The 25469-nt window shown below is 70.0% G+C and carries 25 protein-coding genes; 21 read left to right on the forward strand and 4 right to left on the reverse strand.

What is annotated here, in order from left to right; all coding sequences use genetic code 11:
- Positions 1 to 36 precede the first annotated feature (36 nt).
- The 7 genes from MMF98_RS03075 to MMF98_RS03105 all read left to right on the forward strand — a co-directional run bounded on the left by MMF98_RS03075 (position 37) and on the right by MMF98_RS03105 (position 6670).
- Complete coding sequence (locus MMF98_RS03075) at positions 37 to 909, forward strand: HpcH/HpaI aldolase/citrate lyase family protein (protein ID WP_243304218.1); 873 nt, start codon at positions 37 to 39, stop codon at positions 907 to 909.
- Positions 910 to 966: 57 nt separating this feature from the next.
- Positions 967 to 1959, forward strand: a complete 993-nt coding sequence (locus MMF98_RS03080) for a tripartite tricarboxylate transporter substrate binding protein (protein ID WP_243304219.1) — start codon at positions 967 to 969, stop codon at positions 1957 to 1959.
- 110 nt (positions 1960 to 2069) lie between these two features.
- Positions 2070 to 3050 carry a Bug family tripartite tricarboxylate transporter substrate binding protein gene (locus MMF98_RS03085; protein ID WP_243304221.1) on the forward strand — a complete coding sequence of 327 codons (981 nt, stop codon included), beginning with the start codon at positions 2070 to 2072 and terminating at the stop codon, positions 3048 to 3050.
- A gap of 18 nt (positions 3051 to 3068) precedes the next feature.
- Positions 3069 to 4271 (forward strand): CaiB/BaiF CoA transferase family protein, encoded by a 1203-nt coding sequence (locus MMF98_RS03090; RefSeq protein WP_243304223.1) that lies wholly within the window; start codon positions 3069 to 3071, stop codon positions 4269 to 4271.
- Positions 4272 to 4273: 2 nt separating this feature from the next.
- Positions 4274 to 4513, forward strand: coding sequence for a hypothetical protein (locus tag MMF98_RS03095; protein WP_243304225.1), 240 nt, complete (start codon positions 4274 to 4276; stop codon positions 4511 to 4513).
- Positions 4510 to 5955 (forward strand): amidase, encoded by a 1446-nt coding sequence (locus tag MMF98_RS03100; RefSeq protein ID WP_243304227.1) that lies wholly within the window; start codon positions 4510 to 4512, stop codon positions 5953 to 5955. The genes MMF98_RS03095 and MMF98_RS03100 overlap by 4 nt, the downstream gene beginning before the upstream one ends.
- 19 nt (positions 5956 to 5974) lie before the next feature.
- Positions 5975 to 6670, forward strand: coding sequence for a cysteine hydrolase family protein (locus tag MMF98_RS03105; protein WP_243304230.1), 696 nt, complete (start codon positions 5975 to 5977; stop codon positions 6668 to 6670).
- Positions 6671 to 6801: 131 nt separating this feature from the next.
- On the opposite strand, the gene xdhB is transcribed toward MMF98_RS03105, so the two are convergent.
- Positions 6802 to 9168 (reverse strand): xanthine dehydrogenase molybdopterin binding subunit, encoded by a 2367-nt coding sequence (xdhB, locus tag MMF98_RS03110; RefSeq protein WP_243304233.1) that lies wholly within the window; start codon positions 9166 to 9168, stop codon positions 6802 to 6804.
- The gene (gene xdhA / locus MMF98_RS03115) at positions 9165 to 10685 is read right to left on the reverse strand and encodes a xanthine dehydrogenase small subunit (RefSeq protein WP_243304235.1); all 1521 of its coding nucleotides are present in this window, start codon (positions 10683 to 10685) and stop codon (positions 9165 to 9167) included. Before xdhA ends, xdhB begins: the two co-directional genes overlap by 4 nt.
- Positions 10686 to 10793: 108 nt before the next feature.
- On the opposite strand from xdhA, the gene MMF98_RS03120 reads away from it, so the two are divergent.
- From MMF98_RS03120 to guaD, 9 genes are all read left to right on the forward strand, one after another.
- Positions 10794 to 11726 carry a LysR family transcriptional regulator gene (locus MMF98_RS03120; RefSeq protein ID WP_243304238.1) on the forward strand — a complete coding sequence of 311 codons (933 nt, stop codon included), beginning with the start codon at positions 10794 to 10796 and terminating at the stop codon, positions 11724 to 11726.
- A 65-nt stretch (positions 11727 to 11791) separates the two neighbouring features.
- The gene (locus MMF98_RS03125) at positions 11792 to 13318 is read left to right on the forward strand and encodes an ABC transporter ATP-binding protein (RefSeq protein ID WP_243304240.1); all 1527 of its coding nucleotides are present in this window, start codon (positions 11792 to 11794) and stop codon (positions 13316 to 13318) included.
- Positions 13311 to 14387, forward strand: coding sequence for an ABC transporter permease (locus tag MMF98_RS03130; RefSeq protein ID WP_243304242.1), 1077 nt, complete (start codon positions 13311 to 13313; stop codon positions 14385 to 14387). Before MMF98_RS03125 ends, MMF98_RS03130 begins: the two co-directional genes overlap by 8 nt.
- Complete coding sequence (locus MMF98_RS03135; protein WP_243304243.1) at positions 14387 to 15307, forward strand: ABC transporter permease; 921 nt, start codon at positions 14387 to 14389, stop codon at positions 15305 to 15307. The genes MMF98_RS03130 and MMF98_RS03135 overlap by 1 nt, the downstream gene beginning before the upstream one ends.
- A 66-nt stretch (positions 15308 to 15373) precedes the next feature.
- The gene (locus MMF98_RS03140) at positions 15374 to 16534 is read left to right on the forward strand and encodes a BMP family ABC transporter substrate-binding protein (protein WP_243304245.1); all 1161 of its coding nucleotides are present in this window, start codon (positions 15374 to 15376) and stop codon (positions 16532 to 16534) included.
- Positions 16535 to 16707: 173 nt separating this feature from the next.
- A complete protein-coding gene (locus MMF98_RS03145) occupies positions 16708 to 17685 on the forward strand; it encodes an aromatic ring-hydroxylating dioxygenase subunit alpha (protein ID WP_243304248.1) in 978 nt (325 codons plus the stop codon).
- Positions 17685 to 18737 (forward strand): adenosine deaminase, encoded by a 1053-nt coding sequence (locus tag MMF98_RS03150; RefSeq protein ID WP_423837554.1) that lies wholly within the window; start codon positions 17685 to 17687, stop codon positions 18735 to 18737. The genes MMF98_RS03145 and MMF98_RS03150 overlap by 1 nt, the downstream gene beginning before the upstream one ends.
- A gap of 88 nt (positions 18738 to 18825) precedes the next feature.
- Positions 18826 to 19914: a BMP family ABC transporter substrate-binding protein gene (locus tag MMF98_RS03155; RefSeq protein WP_243304250.1), complete on the forward strand. Its 1089-nt coding sequence runs from the start codon at positions 18826 to 18828 to the stop codon at positions 19912 to 19914.
- 65 nt (positions 19915 to 19979) lie between these two features.
- Positions 19980 to 21254: a guanine deaminase gene (guaD, locus tag MMF98_RS03160; RefSeq protein WP_243304252.1), complete on the forward strand. Its 1275-nt coding sequence runs from the start codon at positions 19980 to 19982 to the stop codon at positions 21252 to 21254.
- Between the two features lie 43 nt (positions 21255 to 21297).
- On the opposite strand, the gene MMF98_RS03165 is transcribed toward guaD, so the two are convergent.
- Positions 21298 to 21579, reverse strand: a complete 282-nt coding sequence (locus tag MMF98_RS03165; protein ID WP_243304254.1) for a hypothetical protein — start codon at positions 21577 to 21579, stop codon at positions 21298 to 21300.
- Positions 21580 to 21742: 163 nt separating this feature from the next.
- Here MMF98_RS03165 and dcd point away from each other — a divergent pair, with 163 nt between their 5' ends.
- Positions 21743 to 22309, forward strand: coding sequence for a dCTP deaminase (gene dcd, locus MMF98_RS03170; RefSeq protein WP_243304256.1), 567 nt, complete (start codon positions 21743 to 21745; stop codon positions 22307 to 22309).
- A 186-nt stretch (positions 22310 to 22495) separates the two neighbouring features.
- Positions 22496 to 22723, forward strand: coding sequence for a hypothetical protein (locus MMF98_RS03175; RefSeq protein ID WP_243304257.1), 228 nt, complete (start codon positions 22496 to 22498; stop codon positions 22721 to 22723).
- A 3-nt stretch (positions 22724 to 22726) separates the two neighbouring features.
- On the opposite strand, the gene MMF98_RS03180 is transcribed toward MMF98_RS03175, so the two are convergent.
- Positions 22727 to 23641 carry a delta(1)-pyrroline-2-carboxylate reductase family protein gene (locus tag MMF98_RS03180; protein ID WP_423837555.1) on the reverse strand — a complete coding sequence of 305 codons (915 nt, stop codon included), beginning with the start codon at positions 23639 to 23641 and terminating at the stop codon, positions 22727 to 22729.
- A 118-nt stretch (positions 23642 to 23759) separates the two neighbouring features.
- On the opposite strand from MMF98_RS03180, the gene MMF98_RS03185 reads away from it, so the two are divergent.
- Genes MMF98_RS03185 through MMF98_RS03195 form a run of 3 tightly spaced genes read left to right on the forward strand, consistent with a single transcriptional unit; the run spans position 23760 to position 25458 of the window.
- Positions 23760 to 24113 carry a hypothetical protein gene (locus tag MMF98_RS03185; RefSeq protein WP_243304261.1) on the forward strand — a complete coding sequence of 118 codons (354 nt, stop codon included), beginning with the start codon at positions 23760 to 23762 and terminating at the stop codon, positions 24111 to 24113.
- A 45-nt stretch (positions 24114 to 24158) separates the two neighbouring features.
- On the forward strand, positions 24159 to 24698 hold the full coding sequence (locus MMF98_RS03190; protein WP_243304263.1) for a DUF2799 domain-containing protein: 540 nt from the start codon (positions 24159 to 24161) through the stop codon (positions 24696 to 24698).
- 43 nt (positions 24699 to 24741) lie between these two features.
- On the forward strand, positions 24742 to 25458 hold the full coding sequence (locus MMF98_RS03195) for a B3/B4 domain-containing protein (protein WP_243304264.1): 717 nt from the start codon (positions 24742 to 24744) through the stop codon (positions 25456 to 25458).
- Positions 25459 to 25469: the final 11 nt, after the last annotated feature.

The following is a 25469-nucleotide window of genomic DNA, read 5'->3' on the forward strand; positions in this document are numbered from 1 at the left end:
CGGGTTCACCTCATCCAGACACAAGGGCCTTGAGCCATGCGCAGCAAGTTGTTCGTTCCGGGCTCCCGCCCCGAGTTGTTTCCCAAGGCCCTGGCCGGCGCGGCCGATGCCCTGTCCATCGACCTGGAGGACGCGGTGGCCGAAAGCCGCAAGGCCGAGGCCCGCGCCAATGTGGGCGCCTTCATCGCCGAGGCGGGCCAAGCGGCCACAGGCAAGGCCCTGATCGTGCGCGTCAATGCGCTGGACACGCCGCACTTCGCGGATGACGTGGCCGCCATCGTGCGCCCGGGCCTGGACCTGCTGAACCTGCCCAAGGCCGAGACGGTGGACCAGGTGCGTGCGGCCGTCGAGGTCATCGAGCGCGCGGAACGTGCCGCGGGGCCGCAAGCCCTGCCGCAGCCCGTGCGCCTGCTGCTCAACATCGAAACCCCGCGCGGCCTGCGCCTGGCCGCCGAGCTGGCGGCCTGCAGCCCGCGCATCGCGGGCCTGCAGATCGGCTATGGCGATCTGTTCGAGCCGCTGCAGATCGCGCGCCGCGACCCGGCCGCCGTGCATGCCGTCATGCTGGCCGTGCGCCTGGCCGCCGGCGAGGCCGGTGTGTTCGCCTACGACGGCGCCTTTGCCAACGTGCAGGACGCCGAAGGCTACAAGGCCGAGGCCGAGGTGGCGCGCCGCCTCGGTTTCCTCGGCAAGAGCTGCATCCACCCGAGCCAGATCGCGCTGGCCAACGAGGTGTTTCGTCCCAGCGACGAGGAGATCGCGCACGCGCTACGCGTGCTCGACGCCGCGCGCGAGGCCGAGGCCCGGGGCGTTGGTGCCTACATGGTGGACGGCAAGATGGTCGACGGCCCCTTCGTGCGGCGCGCCGAAGTCATCGTGGCCACGGCGCGCCGCCTGGGCCTGGCTTGAGAGGCTGAACCAGCCGGTGCCGCAGCCTGCCTGATCACAACAAAGGAGACAGACAGCATGACGTTCCATTCACCGATGTCCGTGGCGCGCCGCGCCCTGGCGCTCACCCTGGCAGCAGCCTGCCTGTGCGGCAGCGCCGCCGCGCAGGCCCAGGAGCCATTTCCGTCGCGGCCCATCACCATCGTGGTGCCTTACCCGGCGGGCGGCTCGAACGACGTGTTCGCACGTGCCGTTGGCCGCCGGCTGGGCGAGGCCCTGGGCCAGCCGGTCGTCATCGACAACCGGCCCGGCGCGGGCGGCAGCCTGGGCACGGGCGTGGTCGCCAAGGCGCCGGCCGACGGCTATACCCTGGCCGCCGTCTCGTCCAGCTTCGCAACCAACGCCGCGGTGCAGTCCAGGCTGCCATTCGACCCGGTCAAGGGCTTCACGCCGGTCGCCATGATGGCCAAGGGCGCCTTCATCGTCGCGGTGCGCGGCGACCTGCCCGCCAGGACGCCGGCGGAACTGGTGGCGCTGGCCAAGGCGCAGCCCGGGCGGCTCAACTACGCCTCGTCGGGCCCGGGCAGCACCAACCAGTTCGCGACCGAGCTGCTGAAATCGGGCGCGGGCCTCTTCATCACCCACATTCCCTACCGAGGCATGGCGCCGGCCACCACCGACCTGATGGGCGGCAACGTGGACATCCTGATCGCCAGCGGTCCGTCGCTGCAGCCCGCGCTGCGCTCGGGCAAGGTCCGCGCGATCGCGGTCACCAGCCCGCAGGCCACGCCCATCGCCCCCGAGCTGCCGCCGATGGCGCAGGCCGTGCCGGGCTACCAGTTTGAAATCTGGTGGGGCCTGCTGGCGCCCGCGGGCACGCCCGAGGCGGTGGTGCAGAAGATCAACGCCGAGGTCAACAAGATCGTGGCGTCGCAGGACATGCGGGCCTTTCTGCTGCGCGAGGGCGCCGAGCCGGTGAACCTCAGCGCCGCGCAGTTCGCGGCCCAGATCCGCAGCGAGATCCCGTACTGGCAGCAGGTTGCCAAGCGCGCGGCCATCAAGCCGGAATGACCGAGCGCCATGGGTGACTGCCTCGGTTCATTCGTCTGGCGCCGCTGCGCGGCCCGCTGGTGCAGTTCCCTGTGTTTTCCCGTTGTCACTTGATTGAAGGAACCCTTCCCATGTCTCACAGCAAACGCAAGACCCTGGCCGCCCTGTGCGGCGCGCTTTCCCTGGCCCTGCTGGGCGCGGCCTCCCCGGCCCTCGCGCAGGACGGCTGGCCCAGCAAGCCGATCCGCATGGTGGTGCCGTTCGCGCCCGGCGGCAGCAACGACGTGATCGCCCGGCGCCTGGCGCTGCAGCTCACCAAGAATCTGGGCCAGTCGGTGGTGATCGACAACCGTGCCGGCGGCGGCAGCACCATCGGCGCCAACGTGGTGGCCACCTCGCCGGCCGACGGCTACACCCTGCTGTTCGTCTCGGGCTCGCTGGCCACCACGGCGGCGGTGCAGAAGACGCCCTACGACCTGGTGAAGGCCTTCGAGCCGGTCTCGCGCGTGGCGATCGCGCCCTTCGTCATCCTGACGCGCGAGGGCTTTCCGGCCAAGACGGTGCAGGAGCTGATCGCCTACGCCAAGGCCAACCCCGGCAAGATCAACTACGGCAGCGCCGGCCTGGGCGACAGCACCCAGCTCGCCACCGAGCTGTTCAGCAACGCCGCCGGCATCAAGATGACGGCAGTGGGCTACAAGGGCATCTCGCCGGCGCAGATGGACCTGATCGCGGGCCGCATCGACCTGGTGATCACCACCGTGGCCTCGATCCGCGGCACCGCGGCCGAGAGCCTGCCCAAGATCGCCTTCACCACGATCAAGCGCGACCCCGAGTTCCCCAACGTGCCCACGGTGCGCGAGTCCGGCCTGGACTACGTGGTCGACGTGTGGTGGGGCGTGTTCGCGCCCGCCGGCACGCACGCGGCCATCCGCGACCGCCTGAACCGCGAGATCGCCACCATCGTCGCCGAGCCCGAGTTCGCCAGCTTCCTGAAGACGGCGGGCGCGGGGCCGGCCCCGTCCACGCCACAGCTGCTGCGCGACGAGGTGGCCAAGGACGTGGCGCGCTGGACCGACACGGCCAGGCGTGCGGGCATCCAACAGCAATAACCCGAGAACGGAGACTCCATGACACAGACCCTCGCAGATGCGGCGCCGGCCCCAGGGCCGCTGGCCGGCGTGCGCGTGCTCGACCTGAGCGGCTACATCGCGGGGCCTTACGGCTGTGCCCTGCTGGCCGACCAGGGCGCCGAGGTCATCAAGATCGAGCCGCCCGACGGCGACAACCTGCGCAAGTACCCCTCCACGCTCGCGGCCGAGGGCCGCGCCTTCATGGGCGTGAACCGCGGCAAGCTGGGCCTCTCGCTGGACCTCAAGTCGCCGCAGGGGCGCGAGGTGCTGCTGCGCCTGGTCAAGACGGCCGATGTGCTGGTCCACAACTTCCGCCCCGCCGTGCCGGGGCGCCTGGGCATCGACTACGAGACCCTGCGCCAGGTCAACCCGCGCCTGGTCTACTGCGCGCTCACGGGCTACGGCGACAACGGCCCGCTGAAAGACAAGGCCGGCTACGACCAGGTGCTGCAGGCCATGACCGGCATCTGCGCCATGCAGGGGCCGGCCGGTGAGCCCGAGATCGTCTACGGCTCGGTGGTCGATTACTACGCCGCCGCGCTGCTGGCCGGTGGCGTGTCCTCGGCGCTGTACCAGCGCGAGCGCAGCGGGGTGGGGCAGTACGTGGGCATCTCGCTGCTGCGCAGCGCGCTGGCCATGCAGTCGGCCCGCCTGGTCTGGGCCGAAGGCGAGGGGCGCGATGTCTACCGCGACATGCGTTCCGGCGGCATCACCGGGCTGCACCCCACGCGCGAAGGCAGCCTCTACCTCTCGGCCAACACGCCGCATTTCTGGGGCGCGCTGTGCGAGCTGATCGGCCTGCCCGCGCTGGCCGGCGACGAGCGCTACGACACGGTGCGCAAGCGCGCCGAGCATGCGGGCGAGATCGTTCCGCTGATCCGCCAGGCCCTGCGTGCGCGCAGCGCCCTGGAGTGGGAGGAGTGCTTCGGCGAGCGCGTGCCCTGCGCTGCAGTGCGCCAGGTCGAGGACATGTTCGACCACCCCCAGGTGCAGGCCGAGGGCCTGGTGCAGGACTTCAGCCATCCGCTGGTCGGCAGCTACCGGGGCCTGGCCCGCGCCTACCGGTTCGGCGCTGCCGCGGACGCGCCGCCGCAGCGCGCGGCGCCGGCCTTCGGCCAGCATTCCGACGAGGTGCTGGCCGCCAGCGGCTACAGCGCCAAAGAGATTACCCAACTCCGATCCAACCGCGCCGTCCTATGAACATGAGCCCTGACAACCCCGACGTGCAAGCCATGCAGGCTGCGCTCGAAGACACGGCCCTGCGCCTGCACGGCATCGCCTCGCGCACCGGCACGGCCCAGGTGGCGGCCGAGGTGCTGCGCCTCAACGACGCGGTACGCGCCGGCGCGCTGGGCCGCATCGGCCCTCATGACCAGCCGGGCGACTTTGCCCGCCTCTTGCTGGCCCAGGCCGATCCGGCCAACGCGGAGGACCCGGCATGAGCAGCAGCCACGACGCGGGCGGCGAACTGCTGGACCTGTCGATTGCCGAAGCCGCGCAGCGCCTGCGCCAGGGTGCCATCACCGCCGAGGCGCTGACGGCCGCCGCGCTGGCGCGCGCCCGGGCGGTGCAGCCGGTGCTCAATGCCTTCATCGACGTCCAGGGCGAAGCCGCCCTGGCGCAGGCCCGCGCCTGCGACCGCGAGGCCGCAGCCGGCCGCTGGCGCGGCCCGCTGCACGGCATTCCGCTGGCGCACAAGGACTGCTTCGAGCGCGCCGGCCAGCCGATGACGGTGGGCTCAAGGGTGCTGGCCGCACAGCCGCCGGGCGAGCGCGACGCCACCGCGCTGGCGCGGCTGAAGGAGGCCGGCGCCATCGACCTCGGGCCGCTCAACCTCAATGAAATGGTGGCGGGCCCGACCGGCCAGAACCCGCATTTCGGCGACTGCTGCAACGCCTGGGATCCCACACGCATCTCGGGCGGCTCGTCCAGCGGCTCGGGCGCCGCCGTTGCCGCGGGCGCCGTGTTCGGCTCGCTGGGCTCGGACACCGGCGGTTCGATCCGCCTGCCGGCCTCGATGAACGGCCTGTTCGGCCTCAAGCCCACCTACGGCCGCGTCTCGCGCGCGGGCTGCTTTCCGCGCGCCTTCTCGCTGGACTGCGTGGGGCCGCTGGCGCGCTCGGCCGAGGACTGCGCGCTGCTGCTGCAGGCCGTGGCCGGCGCCGACCCGCTGGACGCCAGCAGCGCCGACGCGCCCGTGCCGGACTACCTGGGACGCCTGGGCCGCGCCGCCGAGGGCAGCCGCATCGCGGTCATGGCCACGGGGCGGGGTTATCACCCCGAGGTGGCGCAGGCATTCGCGCGCTTCGCCGAGGCGGCCGCGCAGCGCTATGGCCGCGCGAGCGAGGTGGCCTTCGAGCAACTGCCGGCCTGCTACGCCATGGCCGACATCTTCTCCAAGGTCGAGGCCTCGACGCTGCACGGCGCCTGGATGCGCGCGCAGCCGCAGGACTACTCGCAGGCGGTTTACTCGCGCACCGAGCCGGGCCTGCATGTGCCGGCCGTGCGCTACCTGGAGGCGCTGAACGTGCGCGCCGGCCTGCTGGGCGCCTTCCTGGCCGGCCCCATGGCCGAGGCCGACGTGCTGCTGTGCCCCACCGTGCCTGTGCCCGTGCCTACCCGCGCCGAGGCCGACATGGAGGGCGCGGGCAAGGTGTTCGGCGTGGTTGCCACACTGACGGCGCTCACGAGGCCGTTCAACTACCTGGGCCTGCCGGTGCTGAGCATGCCGATCGGCCGCGACGCCAACGGCCTGCCGATGGGCGCGCAACTCATCGGCCGGCCCTTTGGTGAGGCCCGGCTGCTGGCCATGGCGCAGGCGCTGGCCGCTGACATCGGCTGGGCGGCCAGGCCCTCGGGCTTGCCCGTGAATCAAACTCTCTGACACAGACAAGGCACCACACATGACAACCCCCTGGCAATCCTATTTGAGCGAGCAGGACCGCGCCGTGCTGGCGCGCGGCAAGTTCGGCCGGCGCATGGGCTTCGGCCGGCGCCCGGCGGTGGTGGTGATCGACGCCCAGAAGTACATGGTGGGCGAGGCCGGCCGCGATGCCGACTGGCCCTCGAGCTGCGGCGAGGCCGGCCGCCAGGCGGTGGCCGCCATCGCCGAGGTGGTGGGCACGGCCCAGGGCGCGGGCGTGCCCTGCTTCTTTACTCTGTTCGAGATCGCGCGCGACGGCTCCGACATCGGCGTCTACCGCCGCAAGCGCGACCTGCTGGACAGCGAGCACTGGTGCCTGGCCGGCAGCGAGGGCGCGCAACTGGTGCCCGAGCTGCAGCCGGCGGCGGGCGACGTGGTCTTCGTCAAGAAGAAGCCCAGCGGCTTTCACGGCACGCCGCTGCTGGGCTACCTGGTGGACCGCGGCATCGACACCCTGATCGTCACCGGTGGCGCCACCAGCAACTGCGTGCGCGCCACCGTCTTCGATGCCGCCTCGTGGAACTTCCGCGCGATCGTGCCGCAGGAGGCGGTGTTCGACCGCATTCCGATCTCGCACGCGGTCTCGCTGTTCGACATGGACCGGCAGTTCGCAGACGTGCTGCCGCTGGCCGAGGTGACTGCCTACCTGAAGGGCCTGAAGGCGGACGCGGAGTAGGGCGGCGCCGTTTGTCGCGGCACAAGGAAGCTGGCGCGGCCCGGGCCAGGGCCACCGCAGAACCGGCTTGGCCGGGCCGCTGGTGGCGCCCCCTTGGGGGAGGCGCCGCAGGCGCTTCGGGGGTGTTTCACTCAGGCTTTCAGGGCCTTGAGCACGTTCTCCGCCGTGGCGGGCGCGTCCATGCGCACCGGCTGGCTGCCGCCCTGTGCGGCGGCCACCGCGTCGCGGATCGCTTCCCGCACGCTCACCGCCAGCATGAACGGCGGCTCGCCCACGGCCTTGCTGCCGCCCACGTTGTCCTCGCGGTTGGGCTCGGGCCAGAGGTCGACCTTGAAGTGTTCCGGCACGTCGCCCGTGGCCGGGATCTTGTAGGTGCTGGGCGCGTGGGTGGCGAGGTAGCCCTTGTCGTTCCACACCAGCTGCTCGGTGGTGAGCCAGCCCATGCCCTGGATGAAGCCGCCTTCGATCTGGCCGATGTCCAGCGCCGGGTTGATGCTGGTGCCCACGTCGTGCAGGATGTCCACCTTGAGCACGCGGCTCTCGCCGGTCAGTGTGTCGATGGCCACTTCGCTGCAGGCCGCGCCGTAGGCGAAGTAGTAGAACGGCCGGCCGGTGAGGGTGAGCTTGTCGTAGTGGATCTTGGGCGTGCGGTAGAAGCCGTCGCTCCAGAGCTGGATGCGGTTGGCGTAGGCGGCCTGCACCACCTCGTCGAAGCTGCGCGTGGCCTTGGGGCTGGTGACGCGGCCGCCCGCGAAGCGGACGGCGCCGGCACCGCAGCCGTCCAGCCCGGCCACGAAGGCGGCCAGGTTGTCGCGCACATGGCGCGCGGCGTACTGCGCGGCGCGGCCGTTCAGGTCGGTGCCGCTGCTGGCGGCGGTGGCCGAGGCGTTGGGCACCTTGCTGGTGTCGGCCGCGGTGGAGCGCACGCGCTCGAACGGCACGCCCAGTTCGTCGGCCACGATCTGCGCCACCTTGGTGTTCAGGCCCTGGCCCATCTCGGTGCCGCCGTGGTTCACCTGCACGCTGCCGTCGAGGTAGACGTGCACCAGCGCGCCGGCCTGGTTGAACAGGGTGGCGGTGAAGCTGATGCCGAACTTTACCGGCGTGAGCGCGATGCCGCGCTTGATCACCGGGCTGCCGGCGTTCCAGGCCGCGATGGCCTCGCGCCGCTGCCGGTAGTGCGACGACTGCGCCAGCGTCGACAGCAGGGGCTGCAGGATGTTGTCTTCCACCTTCATCTGGTAGTGGGTGACGTTGCGTTCCTCGATGCCGTAGAGGTTGCGCAGGCGCACGTCGAACGGGTCCAGGCCCAGCGTGCGCGCGATGTCGCCGAGGATGGCCTCGATCACGATCACGCCCTGCGGCCCGCCGAAGCCGCGGAACGCGGTGTGGCTCTGCGTGTTGGTCTTGCAGCGGTAGGAGGCGATCTCCACGTCGCTCAGGAAGTAGGCGTTGTCGGCGTGGAAGATGGCGCGGTCGGCCACCGGGCCCGACAGGTCGGCCGAGAAGCCGCAGTCGGCCAGCATGGTGAGCTTGAGCGCGGTCACGAGGCCGCTGCCGTCGAAGCCCACGGTGTAGTCGTAGGCGAACGGGTGGCGCTTGCCGGTGACCATGAAGTCGTCGTCGCGGTCCAGCCGCAGCTTGACCGGGCACCTGAACTTGCGCGCCGCCAGCGTGGCCCACACGGCCAGGTGGCCGGCCTGGGTTTCCTTGCCGCCGAAGCCGCCGCCCATGCGCCGGCATTCCACCGTCACCGCGTTGTTCTCGATGCCCAGCGCATGCGCCACCCAGTGCTGGATCTCGCCCGGGTGCTGAGTGCTGGAATAGACCCACCACTGGCCCTGCTCCAGCGGCAGCGCATAGGCCACCTGGCCTTCCAGGTAGAAGTGCTCCTGGCCGCCCACCTGCAGCTGGCCGCTCAGCCGGTGCGGCGATTGCGCCAGGGCGGCCTCGGGCTCGCCGCGCCGCACGGTCACGGGCGGCAGCACATAGCTCTGCTTCGCGTGGGCCTCGCGCGGCGTCATCACCGGCGGTAGCGGGTCGATCTTCAGCTGCACCTGGCGCGCGGCGCGGCGCGCCTGCATCACGGTCTCGGCCACCACCAGGCCGACCACCTGGCCGATGTGCTGCACGGTGTCGCGCGCGAACACGGGCTCGTCGTGCACGAAGGTGGCAAGCATCGGGTCGCCGGGAATGTCGCCGGCCAGCACCACGCCGCGCACGCCCGGCAGGGCCAGCGCCGCGGCTGCGTTCACGCCGAGCAGGCGGCCGTGGGCCACGTTGGAGAGGATGGGCGCCGCGTGCAGCGTGCCCTTGACCTCGGGGATGTCGTCCACATAGGTGGCGCTGCCGGCCACCTGGGCGCGCGCGCTTTCGTGCGGGCGCGAAACGCCCACTGCGCTGTCGGGCGCGGCGGGGGCCGGGCGCTGCTCGCCCGCGGCGGCGGTGCGGCCGGCGCCGCCGCCGGCGGGGGTGAATTCCTTGTCGCGCATGTTCATGATGCGGACTCCTCCAGCGCGAAGCGCTCCAGGTTGATCTGCTGCAGGCCCTGGTTTTCGAGCCAGAAGCGCTGCATGAGGTTGCCCAGCACCTCGCTGCGGTAGGCGGCCGAGGCGCGCATGTCGCTGATGGGCTGGAATTCGGCGCGCAGCGCGGCCGTGGCGGCCTGCGCGGTCGCCAGGGTCCAGGGGGCGCCGCGCAGGACGGCCTCGGTCTTGACGGCGCGCACCGGCGTGGCGGACACGCCGCCTGCGCCGAGGGAGGCCCGGGTCACCTTGCCGTGCTCGACCGTCAGGCTGACCACCAGGCAAACGGCCGAAATGTCGTCGTCATAACGCTTGGAAATCTTGTACGCCTTGAGCTGCTCTCCCTTCACCGGCAGCGGCACCTTGATCCAGGCCAGCACCTCGTCGGGCGCCATCACGTTCTGGCGGTAGCCGGTGTAGAGCTGTTCGAGCGGCAGCTCGCGGTGGCCGCGCACGCTCATCAGCACCACGTTGGCGCCCAGTGCGATCAAAAGCGGCATCGAGTCGCCGATCGGCGAGCCGTTGGCCACGTTGCCGCCCAGGGTGCCGGAGTTGCGCACCGGCAGGCCGGCGAAGCGGTTGGTGAAGGTCTTGAGCTGGGGCCGGTCGGCCACCAGCGTGGCAAAGGCGTCGGTGAGCGTCACCGCGGCGCCGATGGCGATGTGGTGCGGGTAGCGTTCGATGCGGCGCAGCTCGCGCGCCTGGGTCACGTCCAGCACCTGGCCGAACTGCTTGTGCATCTTGGTCACCCACAGGCCCACGTCGGTGCAGCCGGCCACCAGCTGGGCGCCGGGGTGGGCGGCGCGCGCGGCCAGCAGCGCAGCCAGGGTGGGCGGCGAAATATAGGTCGAATCGGCCGGATGTCCGCGTCCCGCGGTCTTCAGCTGCTTCAGTTTTGATAGCAGATCGGTTTCGTCCACGCGCGCCGGCGGCAGCAGGGCCATCTGCTGCGCGGCGTCCAGGATCGGGCGGTAGCCGGTGCAGCGGCACAGGTTGCCCGAGAGTTCCTCCTGCGCCAGCTCGCGCGAGATCGGGTTCGCCGGGGCAGGTGGCGCCGACGCGCACGAAGCGCCGAGCGTGGGGGCCACATGGTTCTGGTACATGCCGAACAGGCTCATCACGAAGCCCGGCGTGCAGAAGCCGCATTGGCTGCCGTGGCACTGCACCAAGGCTTCCTGCGCGGGATGCAGCGTGCCGTCGTCCTCGGCCAGGTCTTCCACCGTCCACAGCGCCATGCCGTCGACTGAGTGGGCCAGCCGGATGCAGCTGTTGATGGCACGGTATTTGATGCGCTCGCGTCCATCGTCGCCGCAGTGGGCTTCGCCGAGCACCACGGTGCAGGCGCCGCAGTCGCCTTCGCCGCAGCCTTCCTTGGTTCCGGTGCAGGCGAGATCCTCGCGCAGCACTTCCAGCAGCGTGCGCTCGGGTGGTACATTGCCCAGCGAGACAGGCTCGCCGCGGCGGATGAATCGGAGGGGAGAGGTGGTCATGGATCTATGGGTGTTCCGTCTGCCATGGTCTGGCGTTGCCAAGAGGGTAAGGCGGGAGACCGCACCTTTTCATAAGCGTTGTCATATGACAAGAATGCAGGCTCAGGTATGAGAGATCAAGCGCTTTTCGACAAGATAGACCTCCATCTCATAAGGGTCTTGCACACCGTGTTAACCGAACGCAGCGTTTCGCGCGCCGCCATCCGCCTCGGGATGTACCAGCCTGCCGTGTCGGCCGCCCTCAAGCGGCTGCGCGACCTGGCTGGCGACCCCCTTCTGGTGCGTTCGGGCGCCGGCATGGTGCCCACCGATGCCGGGTTGCGCATGGTCGAGCCCGCCGCCAGCATTCTGCGCGCGGCCGAGGTGCTGTTCACCGATGCGCGCGGCTTCGAGCCCCAGAGTGCGCGCAACACCTTCCGCGTGGCCGCCAGCGACTACCTCGACCCGCTGTTCCTGCCGCAGCTGGTGTCGCAGATCAAGGCCCAGGCGCCGCTGTGCCACGTCGAGATCCACCCGCTGTCGGCCGAGTCCGACTACCAGGCGCATCTGGCGCTGGGCGAGGTGGACGTGGTGATCGGCAACTGGCTCAAGCCGCCGGACGAGCTGCACATGGGCCGGCTGTTCGGCGACGAGGTGGTGTGCCTGGTGGCCAACGACCACCCGGCCGTGCGCCGCAAGTGGGACGCTGCCTCCTGGCTGGCGGCCGAGCACATCGCGCCCACGCCCACCCACCCCGGGGCCAAGGGCGTGATCGACGACCACCTCGACTCGCTGGGCCTGCGCCGCAACATCACGGCGCGCTGCCCGCATTTCGGGCTGATCCCGGCGATGGTGGCCTCGAGCCTGCTGGTGCTGACCACCGGGCGCCAGTACTGCGAGCGCTATGTCGAGCGTTTGCCGGTGAAAATCCTGGACTGTCCGATCGAATTCCCCCGCCTGATGTACTACCAGCTCTGGCATGAGCGCACCCATGCCTCGAATTCCGCGAAATGGTTGCGCGACCGGGTCAAGGCGGTCGCCGCGGCGCTACGAAAAGAATAGCAACCCATGACCAGCCGACCTGGACCCCGAGCCAGTTTCATTCAAAAAAAGAGACACAACCAGGCATGAGCACCCCCCGACTCCAACTGGCGCACATCACCAAGCGCTATCCGGCCGTGGTGGCCAACAGCGACGTCTCGCTGACCGTCCGGTCCGGCGAGATCCATGCCGTGCTGGGCGAGAACGGCGCTGGCAAATCGACGCTGATGAAGATCATCTACGGCTCCGTCAAGCCCGACGAAGGCAGCGTGATGTTCAACGGCGCGCCGGTGCACATCCGCAACCCGCAGGAGGCGCGCGCCCTGGGCATCAGCATGGTGTTCCAGCACTTCAGCCTGTTCGACACGCTGACCGTGGCCGAGAACGTCTGGCTCGGCCTGAGCAAGAGCCTCACGCTGGGCGAGGTGGCGCACAGCATCACCGCCAAGGCCGCCGAGTACGGCCTGGACATCGACCCGACGCGCCCGGTCCACACCCTGAGCGTGGGCGAGATGCAGCGCGTGGAGATCATCCGCGCGCTGCTGACCAACCCCAAGCTGCTGATCCTGGACGAGCCGACCTCGGTGCTCACGCCGCAGGCCGTGGAGAAGCTGTTCGTGGTGCTCAAGAAGCTCGCCTCCGAGGGCTGCAGCATCCTCTACATCAGCCACAAGCTGCACGAGATCCGCGAGCTGTGCAGCGCCTGCACCGTGCTGCGCGGCGGCAAGGTCACGGGCGTCTGCAACCCGCAGCAGGAAAGCAACGCCTCGCTCAGTCGCCTGATGATCGGCGCCGAGCCGCCGGCGCTGGAGCACCACAGCGCCCGGGCCGGCGACACCGTGCTGAGCGTGCAGTCGCTGAGCCTGGGGCGCGAATCGGCCTTCGGCGTCGATCTGGACGGCATCTCGCTGGAGGTGCGCGCCGGCGAGGTGGTGGGCATCGCCGGGGTGTCGGGCAACGGCCAGCAGGAACTGCTGTACGCGCTGTCGGGCGAGGACCGGCGCGCTGGCGCCGCCATGATCCGCATCCAGGGCCAGGCGGCCGGGCACTTCGGCCCGGGCCGGCGGCGCGCGCTGGGCGTGCATTTCGTGCCCGAGGAGCGGCTGGGCCGCGGCGCCGTGCCCACGCTGGGGCTGGCGCACAACCTGCTGCTGACCCGCGGCAACGCGGTCGGGCGCGGCGGCTGGATCCGGGTGGGCGCGCTGGAGCGCCAGGCGGCGGACATCATCCGGCGCTTCAACGTCAAGGCCGGCGGCCCGAACGCGGCGGCGCGCTCGCTGTCGGGCGGCAACCTGCAGAAATTCATCGTCGGGCGCGAGATCGACGCCAAGCCGAAGCTGCTGATCGTCTCGCAGCCGACCTGGGGCGTGGACGTGGGCGCGGCGGCGCAGATCCGCGGCGAGATCCTGGCGCTGCGCGACGCCGGCTGCGCGGTGCTGGTGGTGAGCGAGGAGCTGGACGAGCTGTTCGAGATCAGCGACCGGCTGCACGTGATCGCCAAGGGGCGGCTGTCGCCCTCGATCCCGCGCGCCGCCGCCACGGTGACGCAGATCGGCGAATGGATGTCGGGCCTGTGGAGTGCGGCCCCTGCCGGCGAGGTGGCCCATGCTTAAGCTCGAACCCCGTCCCCAGCCGTCCCGGCTCTGGAGCTTCAGCTCGCCCCTGCTGGCGCTGGCGATCACCGTGGTGCTCGGCGTGCTGCTGTTCGCCGCCCTGGGCAAGGACCCGGTCAAGGGCCTGCAGGTGTTCTTCTGGGAACCCATCAAGACGCCCTACGCCCTGGGCGAGCTGATGGTCAAGGCCACGCCGCTGCTGATCATCGCGCTGGGGCTGGCCGTGTGCTTTCGCTCCAACGTCTGGAACATCGGCGCCGAAGGCCAGTTCGTGATCGGCGCGGTGGCGGCCGGCGGCGTGGCGCTGCTGGCCGACAAGACCACCGGCGGCTGGATCGTGATCGCCGTGCTGCTGGCCGGCGTGCTCGGCGGCATGGCCTGGGCCGGCCTCACGGCGCTGCTGCGCGACCGCTTCAACGCCAACGAGATCCTGGTCAGCCTGATGCTGGTCTACGTGGCCGACATGGTGCTGAGCTACCTGGTCTACGGCCCCTGGAAGGACCCGGCCGGCTACAACTTCCCGCAGACCAAGACCTTCGAGGCCGCCACCCAGATCCCGCGGCTGATGCAGGGCTCGCGCGTGAGCATCGGCCTGCTGATCGGGCTGCTGGGTGCGGGCGCGCTGTGGGTGTTCCTGTTCCGCACGCGCGCCGGCTTCGCGCAGCAGGTGGGCGGGCTGGCGCCGGCGGCGGCGCGCTACGCGGGCTTCTCCTCGCGCCGCGCGCTGTGGACGGCGCTGCTGGTCTCGGGCGGCGCGGCCGGCCTGGCCGGGGCGCTCGAGGTGGCGGGCCCGATCGGCCAGCTCACGCCCTATGTGCCGGCGGGCTACGGCTTCGCCGCCATCATCGTGGCCTTTGTCGGGCGGCTGCACCCGGCGGGCATGGTGTTCTCGGCCATCCTGATGAGCATGTTCTACATCGGCGGCGAACTCGCGCAGTCGCGCCTGGGCCTGCCCAAATCCATCACCGGCGTGTTCCAGGGCCTGTTGCTGTTCACGCTGCTGGCCTGTGACACGCTGATCGCCTACCGCATCAAGTTCACCGGCGCCAGCCAGGGAGAGGTCCGCTGATGGAATCCTATGCACTGCTCCTCGCGGCCACGCTCAGCGCCGGCACCGTGCTGGCCATCGCGGCCCTGGGCCTGCTGATCAACGAGAAGGCCGGCATCGTCAACCTCGGCGCCGAAGGCATGATGCTGTGCGCCGCCATCGCCGGCTTTGCCACCGTGGTGCACACCGGCAACGACTGGCTGGGCTTTGCCGCCGGCATGGGCGCGGGCGCGCTGCTGGCCGCCATCTTCGGCGTGCTGGTGATCTGGCTCAACACCAACCAGTACGCCACCGGCCTGGCGCTGAGCCTGTTCGGCGCGGGTTTCTCGGCCTTTGCGGGCATCAAGTATGTGCAGGAGAAGCTGCCCGAGCGGCCGCAGTTCTCCCTGCCGCTGCTGGGCGACATCCCGCTGGCGGGGCCGGCGCTGTTCCGCCAGCATCCGATGGTGTATTTCGGGGTGGCGCTGGCGCTGGGCCTGATCTGGTTCCTGTACCGCTCGCGCACGGGCCTGGTGCTGCGCTCGGTGGGCGAGTCGCCCGAGTCGGCCCACGCATTGGGCTACCCGGTGCGGCGCATCCGGCTGGCCGCCGTGGTGGCCGGCGGCGCGCTGTGCGGGCTGGCCGGCGCCTACATCTCGGTGATCTACACCCCGCTGTGGGTCGAAGGCATGGTGGCGGGCAAGGGCTGGATCGCGCTGGCGCTCACCACCTTCGCCACCTGGCGCCCGGCACGCGTGTTGCTTGGGGCCTACCTGTTCGGCGGTGTGACCATGCTGCAGTTCCACCTGCAGGGCATGGGGGTGGACATCCCCAGCCAGTTCCTGACCATGCTGCCCTACCTGGCCACCATCGTGGTGCTGGCGCTGATTTCGCGCAATCCGGCGTGGATTCGCGCCAACATGCCGGCATCGCTTGGAAAACCCTTTTATCCCGGCTCATAATCGAAACCTTGTTTTTGTCCCGTTTTTCGTTTTTCCACTGTCGCAACCCCTATAGAAGGAAATGACATGACTGACCTGAAGAAACGTTCCCTGCTCAAAGTCGCCGCCCTGTCCGCGGTGGCTGCAGCGGCCCTCGTGGGTTGCGGCAAGAAGGAAGAGCCCGCACCCGCTCCGGCACCGGCCCCTGCCGCCGCCCCGGCGCCGGCCAAGCCCGAGCCGCTGAAGATCGCTTTCGCCTACGTCGGCCCGGTGGGCGACGGCGGCTGGACGTTTGCGCACGACAACGCGCGCAAGGCCCTGGAGAAGGAATTCGGCGACAAGATCGTGACCAGCTTCGTCGAGAAGGTGCCCGAGTCGGCCGACGCCGAGCGCGTGCTGCGCGACATGGCCGCGCAAGGCAACAAGCTGATCTTCGGCACCACTTTCGGCTACATGGAGCCCATGCTCAAGGTCGCGGCCGACAACAAGGAAGTGAAGTTCGAGCATGCCACCGGCTACAAGACGGCCGACAACATGCGCACCTACGACAGCCGCACCTACGAGGGTGCCTACATGGCAGGCGTGGTGGCCGGCAAGATGAGCAAGAGCGGCACGCTGGGCGTGGTCGGCTCGGTGCCGATCCCCGAGGTGATCCGCAACATCAACAGCTTCACGCTGGGTGCGCAGTCGGTCAACCCCAAGGTCAAGACCAAGGTGGTCTGGGTCAATGACTGGTTCAACCCGCCCAAGGAAACCGAGGCCGCCACCGCGCTGATCAACGGCGGCGCCGACGTGCTGTTCCAGAACACCGACTCGTCCGCCGTGCTGCAGACCGCCGAGAAGATGAACAAGCGCGCCTTCGGCTGGGACAGCGACATGACCGCCTACGGCCCCAAGGCCCACCTGGCGTCGGCCGTCATCAACTGGACCCCGTACTACATCAAGACCACCAAGGACGTGCTGGACGGCAAGTGGACCACGGGCCAGAGCTGGTGGGGCGTGAAGGAAGGCGCGATCGACCTCGTGTCCATCGCCGCCGACGTGCCGGACGACACCAAGGCCAAGATCGCCGACATCAAGAAGGGCCTGAGCGACGGCAGCTTCGCGATCTGGAAGGGTCCGATCCTGGACAACACCGGCAAGGAAGTGGTGGCCAAGGACGCCGTGGCGGACGACAAGTTCCTGGGCGGCATCAATTTCTACGTCAAGGGTGTGGAAGGCAAGGTCCCCGGCGGCGACAAGAAGTAGCGCTCGGCTACTGCGCGGCTGCCATGCGTCGTTGGGCGGTGCTCGCCATCCTCATGGACCGAAGTCCATTCCGGTGGCTGCGCTCCGTCCGCCTAGCCTGACAGCCGCTCGCTACGCCTCCGCTTTGTAGCATTCGACGAGCTGCCTCCGGGCGGCTCTTCTTGTTTTTGAAGATGATCGAAGAGACTTTCTGGCACCCCGTAGCGCTCTCGTCTGACGTGGCGAGCGCGCCCGTGGCCGCGCGGCTGCTGGAGCGCGACCTGGTGCTGTGGCGCGACGGCACGGGCGCGCTGCAGGCCTGGGCCGACCAGTGCCCGCACCGCGGCGCCCGGCTGTCGCTGGGCCGCGTGCAGGACGGGCGGCTCGAGTGCCCGTACCACGGCTGGCAGTTCGAGGCCTCGGGGCGCTGCGTGCAGGTGCCGGCGCTGCCGGCTTTCACGCCGCCGGCCACGCACTGCGCGCACCGCTTCGCGGCGCAGGAAGCCCATGGGCTGGTGTGGGTGCGGCTGGCCGAGGGGAGCGAGGCGCTGCCCGGGTTCGCCGCCGAGTCCGACGCGCGCCTGCGCAAGCTCAACTGCGGGCCCTACGACGTGGCCGCCAGCGCGCCGCGCATCGTCGAGAACTTCCTGGACATGTCGCACTTCGGCTTCGTGCACGAGGGCTGGCTCGGCGCGCGCAGCGCCACCGCCATCGACGACTACCAAGTGGAGGCCACCGCCACCGGCCTGCGGGCCACCGGCTGCAAGGCCTGGCAGCCGCAGTCCAACCTGCATTCCACCGCGCCGGCGCAGGTGGAATACGGCTACGAGGTCAACGCGCCCTACACCGCCATCCTGACCAAGGTGCCCGAGGCCGCCACCGTGGCCATCGACGGCTACCGCGAATCGATCGCGCTGTTCATCTGCCCGCTGGCGCCCGAGCTGAGCCGCGTCTGGTTCCGCCTGGCCGTGGCCGATTTCGATTCGCCCGACGACAAGCTGCGCGCGTTCCAGCACACCATTTTCACGCAGGACCAGCCGGTGCTGGAATCGCAGCGGCCCAGGCGCCTGCCGCTGGACCTGCGCGCCGAACTGCACACGGCGGCAGACAAGGCCTCCTCGGCCTACCGCCGCCACCTGAAACACCTTGGCATCACGTTTGGAGTGTGTTGATGACTTCTCCCCTGCCCACGATCCGGCCCGTGGCCGCCGAGCGCCTGCCCGAGCTGTTGCGCCGCATGCCCAAGGCCGAGCTGCACATCCACATCGAGGGCTCGCTGGAGCCCGAGCTGATCTTCGCGCTGGCGCAGCGCAACGGCGTGGCCCTTCCCTATGCCAGCGTCGAAGACCTGCGCAAGGCCTACGCCTTTACCAACCTGCAGAGCTTCCTCGACATCTACTACGCCGGCGCCAGCGTGCTGCTGAAGGAGCAGGACTTCTACGACATGGCCTGGGCCTACTTCGAGCGCGCCGCCGCCGATAACGTGGCGCATGCCGAAATCTTCTTCGACCCGCAGACCCATACCGCGCGCGGCGTGGCGATGGAAACGGTCATCAACGGCCTGCACCGCGCCTGCGTCGAAGCGGGTCCGAAACTGGGCGTGAGCGCCGCGCTGATCCTGTGCTTCCTGCGCCATCTGAGCGAGGAAGACGCCTTCGCCACGCTGGAGCAGGCGCTGCCGTTTCGGGACCAGTTCATCGGCGTCGGCCTCGATTCGAGCGAACTCGGCCACCCGCCCGAAAAGTTCGCGCGCGTGTTCGCGCGCTGCCGCGAGCTGGGCCTGCACCGGGTCGCGCATGCGGGCGAGGAGGGGCCGCCGGCCTATGTGTGGAGCGCGCTCGACGTGCTCAAGGTCGAGCGCATCGACCACGGCGTGCAGAGCGCCAAGGACCCGGCGCTGATGCAGCGGCTCGCGCAGGACCGCATTCCGCTCACCGTGTGCCCGCTGTCCAACCTCAAGCTCTGCGTGGTCCCCAGTCTCGCGCAGCACAACCTTGGGGCGCTGCTCGACGCCGGCCTGGTGGCCACCGTCAATTCCGACGACCCGGCCTACTTCGGCGGCTACATGAACGAGAACTTCCTGCAGACCTTCGCGGCGACCGGCCTCGCGGCCCGGCAGGCCTGGCAGCTCGCGGCCAACAGCTTCGAGGCCAGCTTTCTCGATGCCGCGGCCAAGCGCGCCCACCAGGATCGGCTCAACGAGGTCTTTGAGACTTTCGTCTAACACCCCCGGGTAAAATTCGCCTTCAACAGGCCGCGCCCCGGCGGCCTGTTGTCTTTCATCCAGTTCCGGGGCCATGTAGAGGACTACCATGTATAAAAACCTCGCTGCCACGCTCGTGGCCGCTTGTTGTTTATCTCCCGCTTTTTCCCAGACCCCCGAGCCCGCCAGGGCCCCGCTGAAGATCGGCTTCGTCTATGTCACGCCGATCACCGACGCCGGCTGGGTGCGCCAGCACGAGGAGGGCCGCAAGGCCGTCGAGGCGGCCCTGGGCAGCAAGGTCAAGACCACCTATGTGGAAGACGTGCCCGAGGGGGCCGACGCCGAGCGCGTGATCCGCGACCTCGCGCAGCAGGGCAACCAGCTCATCTTCACGCCCAGCTTCGGCTACATGGAGCCCACGCTCAAGGTGGCCAAGGACTTTCCCGATGTGAAGTTCGAGTCCATCACCGGCTACAAGACCGCGCCCAATGTCTCGGTGGCCAATGCGCGCTACTACGAGGGCCGCTACCTCGCAGGCATCGCGGCCGGCCGCATGACGAAGACCAATGTGGCGGGCTACGTGGCGGGCTTTCCGATCCCCGAGGTGCTGCAGGGCATCAACGCCTTCACGCTGGGCATGCGCTCGGTGAACCCGAAGGCCTCGGTCCGGGTGGTCTGGCTCAACGCCTGGTTCGATCCGCCGCGCGAGCGCGACGCCGCCATGACGCTGTTCAACCAGAACGCGGACGTGATCGCCTTCCACACCGGCTCCACCGCCGTGATGGCCGCCGCGCAGGAGCGCGGCAAGATGGCCGTGGCTTACCACTCCGACATGCGCCGGATCGCGCCCGACGCGCAGATCGTCGCCGTCACGCACCAGTGGGGCGGCTACTACACGCAGCGGGCCCGCGCCGTGCTCGACGGCAGTTGGAAGCCCGGCAAGGTCTGGGGCGGCGTGAAGGAAGGCATGATCCGCGTCGGCGATTTCGGCTCTAGGGTGCCCGCCGCCGTGCAGGCCGAGGTGCTGGCGCGGCAGAAGGACATCGGCGCGGGCCGGCTGCACCCGTTTCACGCGACGGCGGCGGTGCGCGACAACGAAGGCCGGGTGGCCATCCCGGCCGGCAGCACGCTCGGCGACGAGCAGATTCTCAACATGAACTGGCTGGTCGAAGGGGTGCAGGGCAAGGTCACCCGCTGACGGGCATAGCCCTTATCCGGCTGCGCATATGAGGGGCACCCCGGCCGAGAGGTAAGCTTTCGCCCATGAAAGCCTACCGCGCCGCCATCCTGCGTTTTGCCGACGACCGATCCGCTCTGTATGAGGAGGACGGCCTGCTGGTCGTCGGCCCCGACGCGCAGGGCCGGCCGGTGGTGCGCGCCGTCGGGCCCTACCGCGCGCTGGCCGGCAACTTTCCCGGCGTGGCGGTCGAGCACCTGCCCGGGCGCATCATCGCGCCCGGTTTCGTGGACATGCACATCCACTACCCGCAGACCGACGTGATCGGCTCGCCCGCGCCGGGCCTGCTGCCCTGGCTCGAGCACTACACCTTCCCGCACGAGAGCCGCTTCCACGACGAGGCCTATGCCGCGGGCGTGGCGCGCTTCTTCCTCGACGAACTCGCGCGCAACGGCGTCACCACGGCGCTGGCCTTCGCCACCTCGCACCCGGCCTCCGTCCAGGCGCTGATGAGCGAGGCGCGCGCGCGCCGGCTGCGCCTGATCACCGGCAAGGTGCTGCAGGACCGCCACTCGCCCGACGGCGTGCGCGACCAGACCGAGCAGAGCCTGCTCGACACCGAGGCCCTGATCCAGCAGTGGCACGGCGTGGACCGCCTGGGCTACGCCATCACGCCGCGCTTTGCGCCCAGCTGCAGCGAGGCCCAGCTGCGCGGCGCCGCCGCCCTGGCGGCGAAATACCCCGACGTGTGGATCCAGTCCCACGTGGCCGAGAACCTCGACGAGGTGCGCTGGGCGCGCGAGCTGTTCCCGCGCTCGCGCAGCTACCTGGCCATCTATGACGACTTCGGCCTGATGCGCGAGCGCGCGGTCTACGCCCACTGCATCCACTTCGACGACGAAGACCGCGCCCTCATGCGCGCCACCGGCACGGCGGCCGCCGTCAGCCCCACCAGCAACCTGTTCCTGGGCAGCGGCTTCTTCGACTACGCCGGCGCCGACCGCGCGGGCTTTCGCTACGGCCTGGCCAGCGACGTGGGCGGCGGCACCAGCTTCAGCCCGTTCCGCACCATGCTGGCGGCCTACTGCGTGGGCCGCGAGGGCCAGACCAAGCCCGGCCTCTCGCTCACCCCTGGCCAGCTCTGGTGGCAGCACACGGCCGGCGCGGCCCAGGCCTTGGGCCTGGAGGGCGTGGTCGGCAACCTGCAGCCCGGCTGCGAGGCCGATTTCATCGTGCTCAACCCGGCCGCCACGCCGCTGCTGGCGCGCAAGACGGGGCAGGCCGGCAGCCTCGATGAGCTGCTGTTCGGCCTGATCGTGCTGGGCGACGACCGGCTGGTCGAAAAAACCGTGATTTCATAGAGAAAATAGCCAGATGTCCGCGTCCCGCGGTCATCGGGTGCTATCAAAACTGTAGCTTCTGCTGGCTCAGCTTCTTGTCACGCAGATGGCGCGCGAGGCCGCAGTAGCCGCCCTGGGCGAGGATGTCGCCTTCGAGCTTGGCGGGCAGCAGCTTCTCCTTGAGCTGCGCCGCCGCGGCGTTGCCCGAGGTCTGGCGCACGAAGCCGATGGCCTGCTCGAACCTCGACACCTCGGAGCGGCACTGGGCCTCGGATTCGGCGGGCTCCGGCCCCGCGCCCCAGGCTGGCGCACCGCACAGCGCGCCCGCCATCAGCATCCATCGCATTGCAACTGCCTGTTTCATGGTTCACCTCGCTGCAGAGCCTGCAAGCATGGAGCATGCCCGTGGCAGTTTCATGATGGCGGGCGTATGACGGCCATCCGCCGGGCCGTATGCCCGGGCGGGGCGGCGGCGCCGCTTGCCTAGAATAGGGCCGAGGAGTTATTCAATGAGTATCAAAAGCGACAAATGGATCCGCCGCATGGCTGAGCAGCACGGCATGATCGAACCCTTCGAGCCCGGGCAGATCCGCGAGCGCGAGGGCCACAAGATCATCAGCTACGGCACCAGCAGCTACGGCTACGACATCCGCTGCGCGCCCGAATTCAAGGTGTTCACCAACATCCACAGCACCGTGGTCGATCCCAAGAACTTCGACGAGAAGAGCTTCGTCGACTTCCATGGCGACAGCTGCATCATCCCGCCCAACAGCTTCGCGCTGGCGCGCACGATGGAGTACTTCCGCATCCCGCGCAACGTGCTGACCATCTGCCTGGGCAAGAGCACCTATGCGCGCTGCGGCATCATCGTCAACGTCACGCCGTTCGAGCCCGAGTGGGAAGGCTACGTCACGCTGGAGTTCTCCAACACCACGCCGCTGCCGGCCCGGATCTACGCCGGCGAGGGCTGCGCGCAGGTGCTGTTCTTCGAGAGCGACGAGGTCTGCGAGGTCAGCTACAAGGACCGCGGCGGCAAATACCAGGGCCAGCGCGGCGTCACCCTGCCCAAGGCCTGAGAACGCAAACACGTTCTGAGAGGCCGGGCCCCGTTTTCATCGCGTAACCTTTGCGGCCTGAAAGGCCTTGCCGCAGGGCGGGGCGGCACCTACCATGAAGGAAGCACGGCGCGGGCGAAGGCCGGGCGGAACGCCCCGGCTCCCGGGCCGCTGCCCAGCCTGTGAGGACACGAGATGAGACAAGCGATGAACACCCCTGTGCGCCGCGTGGCCGAGCTGATGGCGATCAGCCACATCGACAACGCCGCTTTCGCGCTGGAGATCGCCACCCGGGACGAGCACCTGGCGGCGCAGCTCCACGTCGCGGGCGAGATCGACGCGGAAGCGCAGGTCCAGGAGCATGCGCGCCATGAGCGCGAACTGGCCCACCTGGAAGCCGAGCAATTCCTGTCGTACTGCGAGAGCCGGTTCTAGGCGCTAGAGGCCGCGCAGGGCGGTCCGGGCCGCGGCCAGATCCCAGCCGGCCCAGCCGCAGCTCTTGAACAGCACCGGCCCCGCGCGCGCCGGGGACGGCTGACGCAGCCAGCCGCCGAGCGTGGGCAGCGCCGCGACGTCCAGCCCGGCCTGCAGCAGGTCGCCGGCCTCGTGCAGCGCATCGCCCGTGTCCACCACGATCGTGCCCTGCGCGGCGACATGGCGGCACAGCTCGGGCCCCAGCTCCACCATCCGCGGCGTGAAGGCGCCCACCGCGCACAGGAAGCCGTCGGCGCGCGGCGCCGCGCGCAGTACCACGCCGCTGGCGGGGGTGCAGGTGACGGCCAGCGGGCAGTCGGCCAGCGCGGCATCGGCATCCTGCGTGACCCGGGCTTTGAGGCCGAGCGCGCGGGCGTGCTGCGCCAGGGCCTGGGCGCTGGCGTCGCTGCGCGAGGCGATCACCACGCGGGCCACCCCCAGCGTCTGCGCAAAGGCCTCCAGGTGCGCCCGGCCCTGCACGCCGGCCCCGACGATCAGCAGCGGGCCGCTGCGGTTCGGCGCCAGCGTTTGCGCGGCCAGCGCCGACACCGCCGCCGTGCGCCGCGCCGTGACGGTCGGGCCGTCCAGGATCAGCCGGCGCTCGCCGGTGGCCACGTCGAACACCACCACGTCGCCCTGGATCGCCGGGCGGCCGGTGCCCGCGTTGGCCGGCGTGAAGGTGATGAGCTTGGTGATGGCGACCCGGCTGTCCAGTGCCGGCATCACGAACAGGCTGCCGCCGCCGGGCAGCGGCTGGACCCGGCGCTCGGGCACCTGCACCGAGGTGTCCTGCAGCAGGGCGGCGGTTTCGGCCACCAGGGCCGGGTAGGGCAGGCGGGCGGCGGTGGCGTCGGGGTCCAGCAGAAGCGCAGAAGTCATGGCACAGGAAGGGGTCATCGAGAGTCGATTTTGTCCTACACCGGAATGGGAAAAGGGCTGGTGCGGCGCCGCCGGCGGGTTCATAGTATCGAAGTCATGTTCTCGAGGAGTTCATGCCATGTTGTACGACCTCATCGACAAGTGGGCCGGCACGCCGGGCGAGCGGGCGTTTCTGGCCGGGGTGCTGGCGCTGGTGGCGGGGCAGCTGGCGGGCATGTACTGGCTTTGCGATACGCAGGTGCAGCAGGCGGAGGCCCGCGAGGTGCAGCGCCACCTCGACCGCCTGGCCATCGCCGACTGCCTGGGCGCCCAGCCGCAGGCCACGTTCCGCTCCTGCCTGGAGCAGGTCAGCGCGGCCCATGACCCGGAGGCCGCCCATGTCATCACGGCCGAGGCCGCACTGCCGGCGCCGGGCCGCCATCCGTCGAGCACCATCAGCACGCTGGTGCCGGTGACGCTGGGTTACCGCTGATCGGTTGCCTGCCTTCGGCCGCGCCCGCCGTTGAATAATCGGCGGATGCGTATCTTCCGTTTCCTCTTCGCCGCGCTGGTGCTGGCCGGCCTGTCCGCCTGCACCACCATGAGCCCCAGCGAGTGCAAGCTGGCCAACTGGTACGACGTGGGGCTGCGCGACGGCCTGGCGGGCGAGCCGCTGTCGCAGCTCGACAGCCGCACCAAGGACTGCGCCGAAGCCGGCGTGCCGGTGAACACCGTGCCCTACCTGCAGGGGCGCGACCAGGGGCTGCAGAGCTTCTGCCAGCTCGACAACGCGGTCAAGCTCGGGCTGGACGGCCGCAGCTACAACGGCGTGTGCCCCGCGTTCATCGACGGCGAATTCCGCCGCCGCCGCGACCTGGGCTACGAGGTGTACTCCGCGCGCGGCCAGCTGCGCAGCCTGGAGAGCCGCCGGCGCGAGCTGGAAAAGAAGCTGCGCGACGCCGCCAATGACGACGACCGCCGCAAGGCGCGCGAGGAGCTGTCCGACCTCGACCAGCGCTTTCGCCGCGCGCGCGACCGCCAGCGCGACGCCGAGTGGGCGCTGGACCGGCTGCGCTGAGGCCGGCGCGCAGCGCTTTTCCTTGTTTTTCTGATCTTTTGCCATGAGCCGTTTTCACTACGCCATTTCCCCTGACATCTTCGAGCGCTTTCCCGGCTACGTGCGGGGCGTGGTGATCGCCCACGGCGTTCGCAACGGGCCGACGCCGCCGGAGCTGAGCGCGCTGTTGCGCGAGGCCGAAGCCTCGGTGCGCGAGCGCCTGAGCGCCGAAGCGGTGGCCGAGGCGCCGCCGATCAAGTGCTGGCGCGAGGCCTACCGCGCCTTTGGCGCCAAGCCGGCCGAGCACCGCTCCTCCATCGAGGCGATGGCGCGGCGCGCCTTGCGCGGCGACCCGCTGCCGGCCATCAATGCGCTGGTGGACATCGGCAACATCGTCTCGCTGCGCCACCTGCTGCCGGCCGGCGCCCATGCCATCGACACCCTGCGCGGCGACATCGCGCTGCGGCTGGCCACGGGGCAGGAGCAGTTCGTGCCGTTCGGCAGCGACCAGGCCGAGTCGCCGCTGCCCGGCGAGGTGATCTTTGCCGAGGGCGACGACACGGTGCTGACGCGCCGCTGGACCTGGCGCCAGGCCAACCACACGCTGACCGAGCTCGGCACGCGCGCCATCGTCTTCAACGTGGACGGCCTGCCGCCCGCCACGCGCGCCGGCGTGCAAGCCGCCTGTGCCGACGTCGCGGCCCTGGTGCAGCGCTTTTGCGGCGGCACGTTGCGGTGCGGGCTGCTGGCGCCCGAGTCGCCGCAGACCGCGCTGGCGTAGGCGGCCGCGGA

The organism is Variovorax terrae (genome assembly GCF_022809125.1).
In the GTDB taxonomy this organism is placed as follows: Bacteria; Pseudomonadota; Gammaproteobacteria; order Burkholderiales; family Burkholderiaceae_C; genus Variovorax_A; species Variovorax_A terrae.

Coding starts and splice junctions, on each gene's coding strand:
- MMF98_RS03155 (WP_243304250.1), top strand. CDS start 18,826: ATGTATAAAAACCTCGCTGCCACGCTCGTGGCCGCTTGTTGTTTATCT.
- MMF98_RS03195 (WP_243304264.1), top strand. CDS start 24,742: ATGAGCCGTTTTCACTACGCCATTTCCCCTGACATCTTCGAGCGCTTT.
- MMF98_RS03095 (WP_243304225.1), top strand. CDS start 4,274: ATGAGCCCTGACAACCCCGACGTGCAAGCCATGCAGGCTGCGCTCGAA.
- MMF98_RS03130 (WP_243304242.1), top strand. CDS start 13,311: ATGCTTAAGCTCGAACCCCGTCCCCAGCCGTCCCGGCTCTGGAGCTTC.
- MMF98_RS03135 (WP_243304243.1), top strand. CDS start 14,387: ATGGAATCCTATGCACTGCTCCTCGCGGCCACGCTCAGCGCCGGCACC.
- MMF98_RS03120 (WP_243304238.1), top strand. CDS start 10,794: ATGAGAGATCAAGCGCTTTTCGACAAGATAGACCTCCATCTCATAAGG.
- MMF98_RS03080 (WP_243304219.1), top strand. CDS start 967: ATGACGTTCCATTCACCGATGTCCGTGGCGCGCCGCGCCCTGGCGCTC.
- MMF98_RS03180 (WP_423837555.1), bottom strand. CDS start 23,641: ATGACTTCTGCGCTTCTGCTGGACCCCGACGCCACCGCCGCCCGCCTG.
- MMF98_RS03100 (WP_243304227.1), top strand. CDS start 4,510: ATGAGCAGCAGCCACGACGCGGGCGGCGAACTGCTGGACCTGTCGATT.
- MMF98_RS03075 (WP_243304218.1), top strand. CDS start 37: ATGCGCAGCAAGTTGTTCGTTCCGGGCTCCCGCCCCGAGTTGTTTCCC.
- MMF98_RS03145 (WP_243304248.1), top strand. CDS start 16,708: ATGATCGAAGAGACTTTCTGGCACCCCGTAGCGCTCTCGTCTGACGTG.
- guaD (WP_243304252.1), top strand. CDS start 19,980: ATGAAAGCCTACCGCGCCGCCATCCTGCGTTTTGCCGACGACCGATCC.
- MMF98_RS03175 (WP_243304257.1), top strand. CDS start 22,496: ATGAACACCCCTGTGCGCCGCGTGGCCGAGCTGATGGCGATCAGCCAC.
- xdhA (WP_243304235.1), bottom strand. CDS start 10,685: ATGACCACCTCTCCCCTCCGATTCATCCGCCGCGGCGAGCCTGTCTCG.
- dcd (WP_243304256.1), top strand. CDS start 21,743: ATGAGTATCAAAAGCGACAAATGGATCCGCCGCATGGCTGAGCAGCAC.
- MMF98_RS03190 (WP_243304263.1), top strand. CDS start 24,159: ATGCGTATCTTCCGTTTCCTCTTCGCCGCGCTGGTGCTGGCCGGCCTG.
- MMF98_RS03125 (WP_243304240.1), top strand. CDS start 11,792: ATGAGCACCCCCCGACTCCAACTGGCGCACATCACCAAGCGCTATCCG.
- MMF98_RS03185 (WP_243304261.1), top strand. CDS start 23,760: ATGTTGTACGACCTCATCGACAAGTGGGCCGGCACGCCGGGCGAGCGG.
- MMF98_RS03105 (WP_243304230.1), top strand. CDS start 5,975: ATGACAACCCCCTGGCAATCCTATTTGAGCGAGCAGGACCGCGCCGTG.
- MMF98_RS03085 (WP_243304221.1), top strand. CDS start 2,070: ATGTCTCACAGCAAACGCAAGACCCTGGCCGCCCTGTGCGGCGCGCTT.
- MMF98_RS03090 (WP_243304223.1), top strand. CDS start 3,069: ATGACACAGACCCTCGCAGATGCGGCGCCGGCCCCAGGGCCGCTGGCC.
- MMF98_RS03140 (WP_243304245.1), top strand. CDS start 15,374: ATGACTGACCTGAAGAAACGTTCCCTGCTCAAAGTCGCCGCCCTGTCC.
- MMF98_RS03165 (WP_243304254.1), bottom strand. CDS start 21,579: ATGCGATGGATGCTGATGGCGGGCGCGCTGTGCGGTGCGCCAGCCTGG.
- xdhB (WP_243304233.1), bottom strand. CDS start 9,168: ATGAACATGCGCGACAAGGAATTCACCCCCGCCGGCGGCGGCGCCGGC.
- MMF98_RS03150 (WP_423837554.1), top strand. CDS start 17,685: ATGACTTCTCCCCTGCCCACGATCCGGCCCGTGGCCGCCGAGCGCCTG.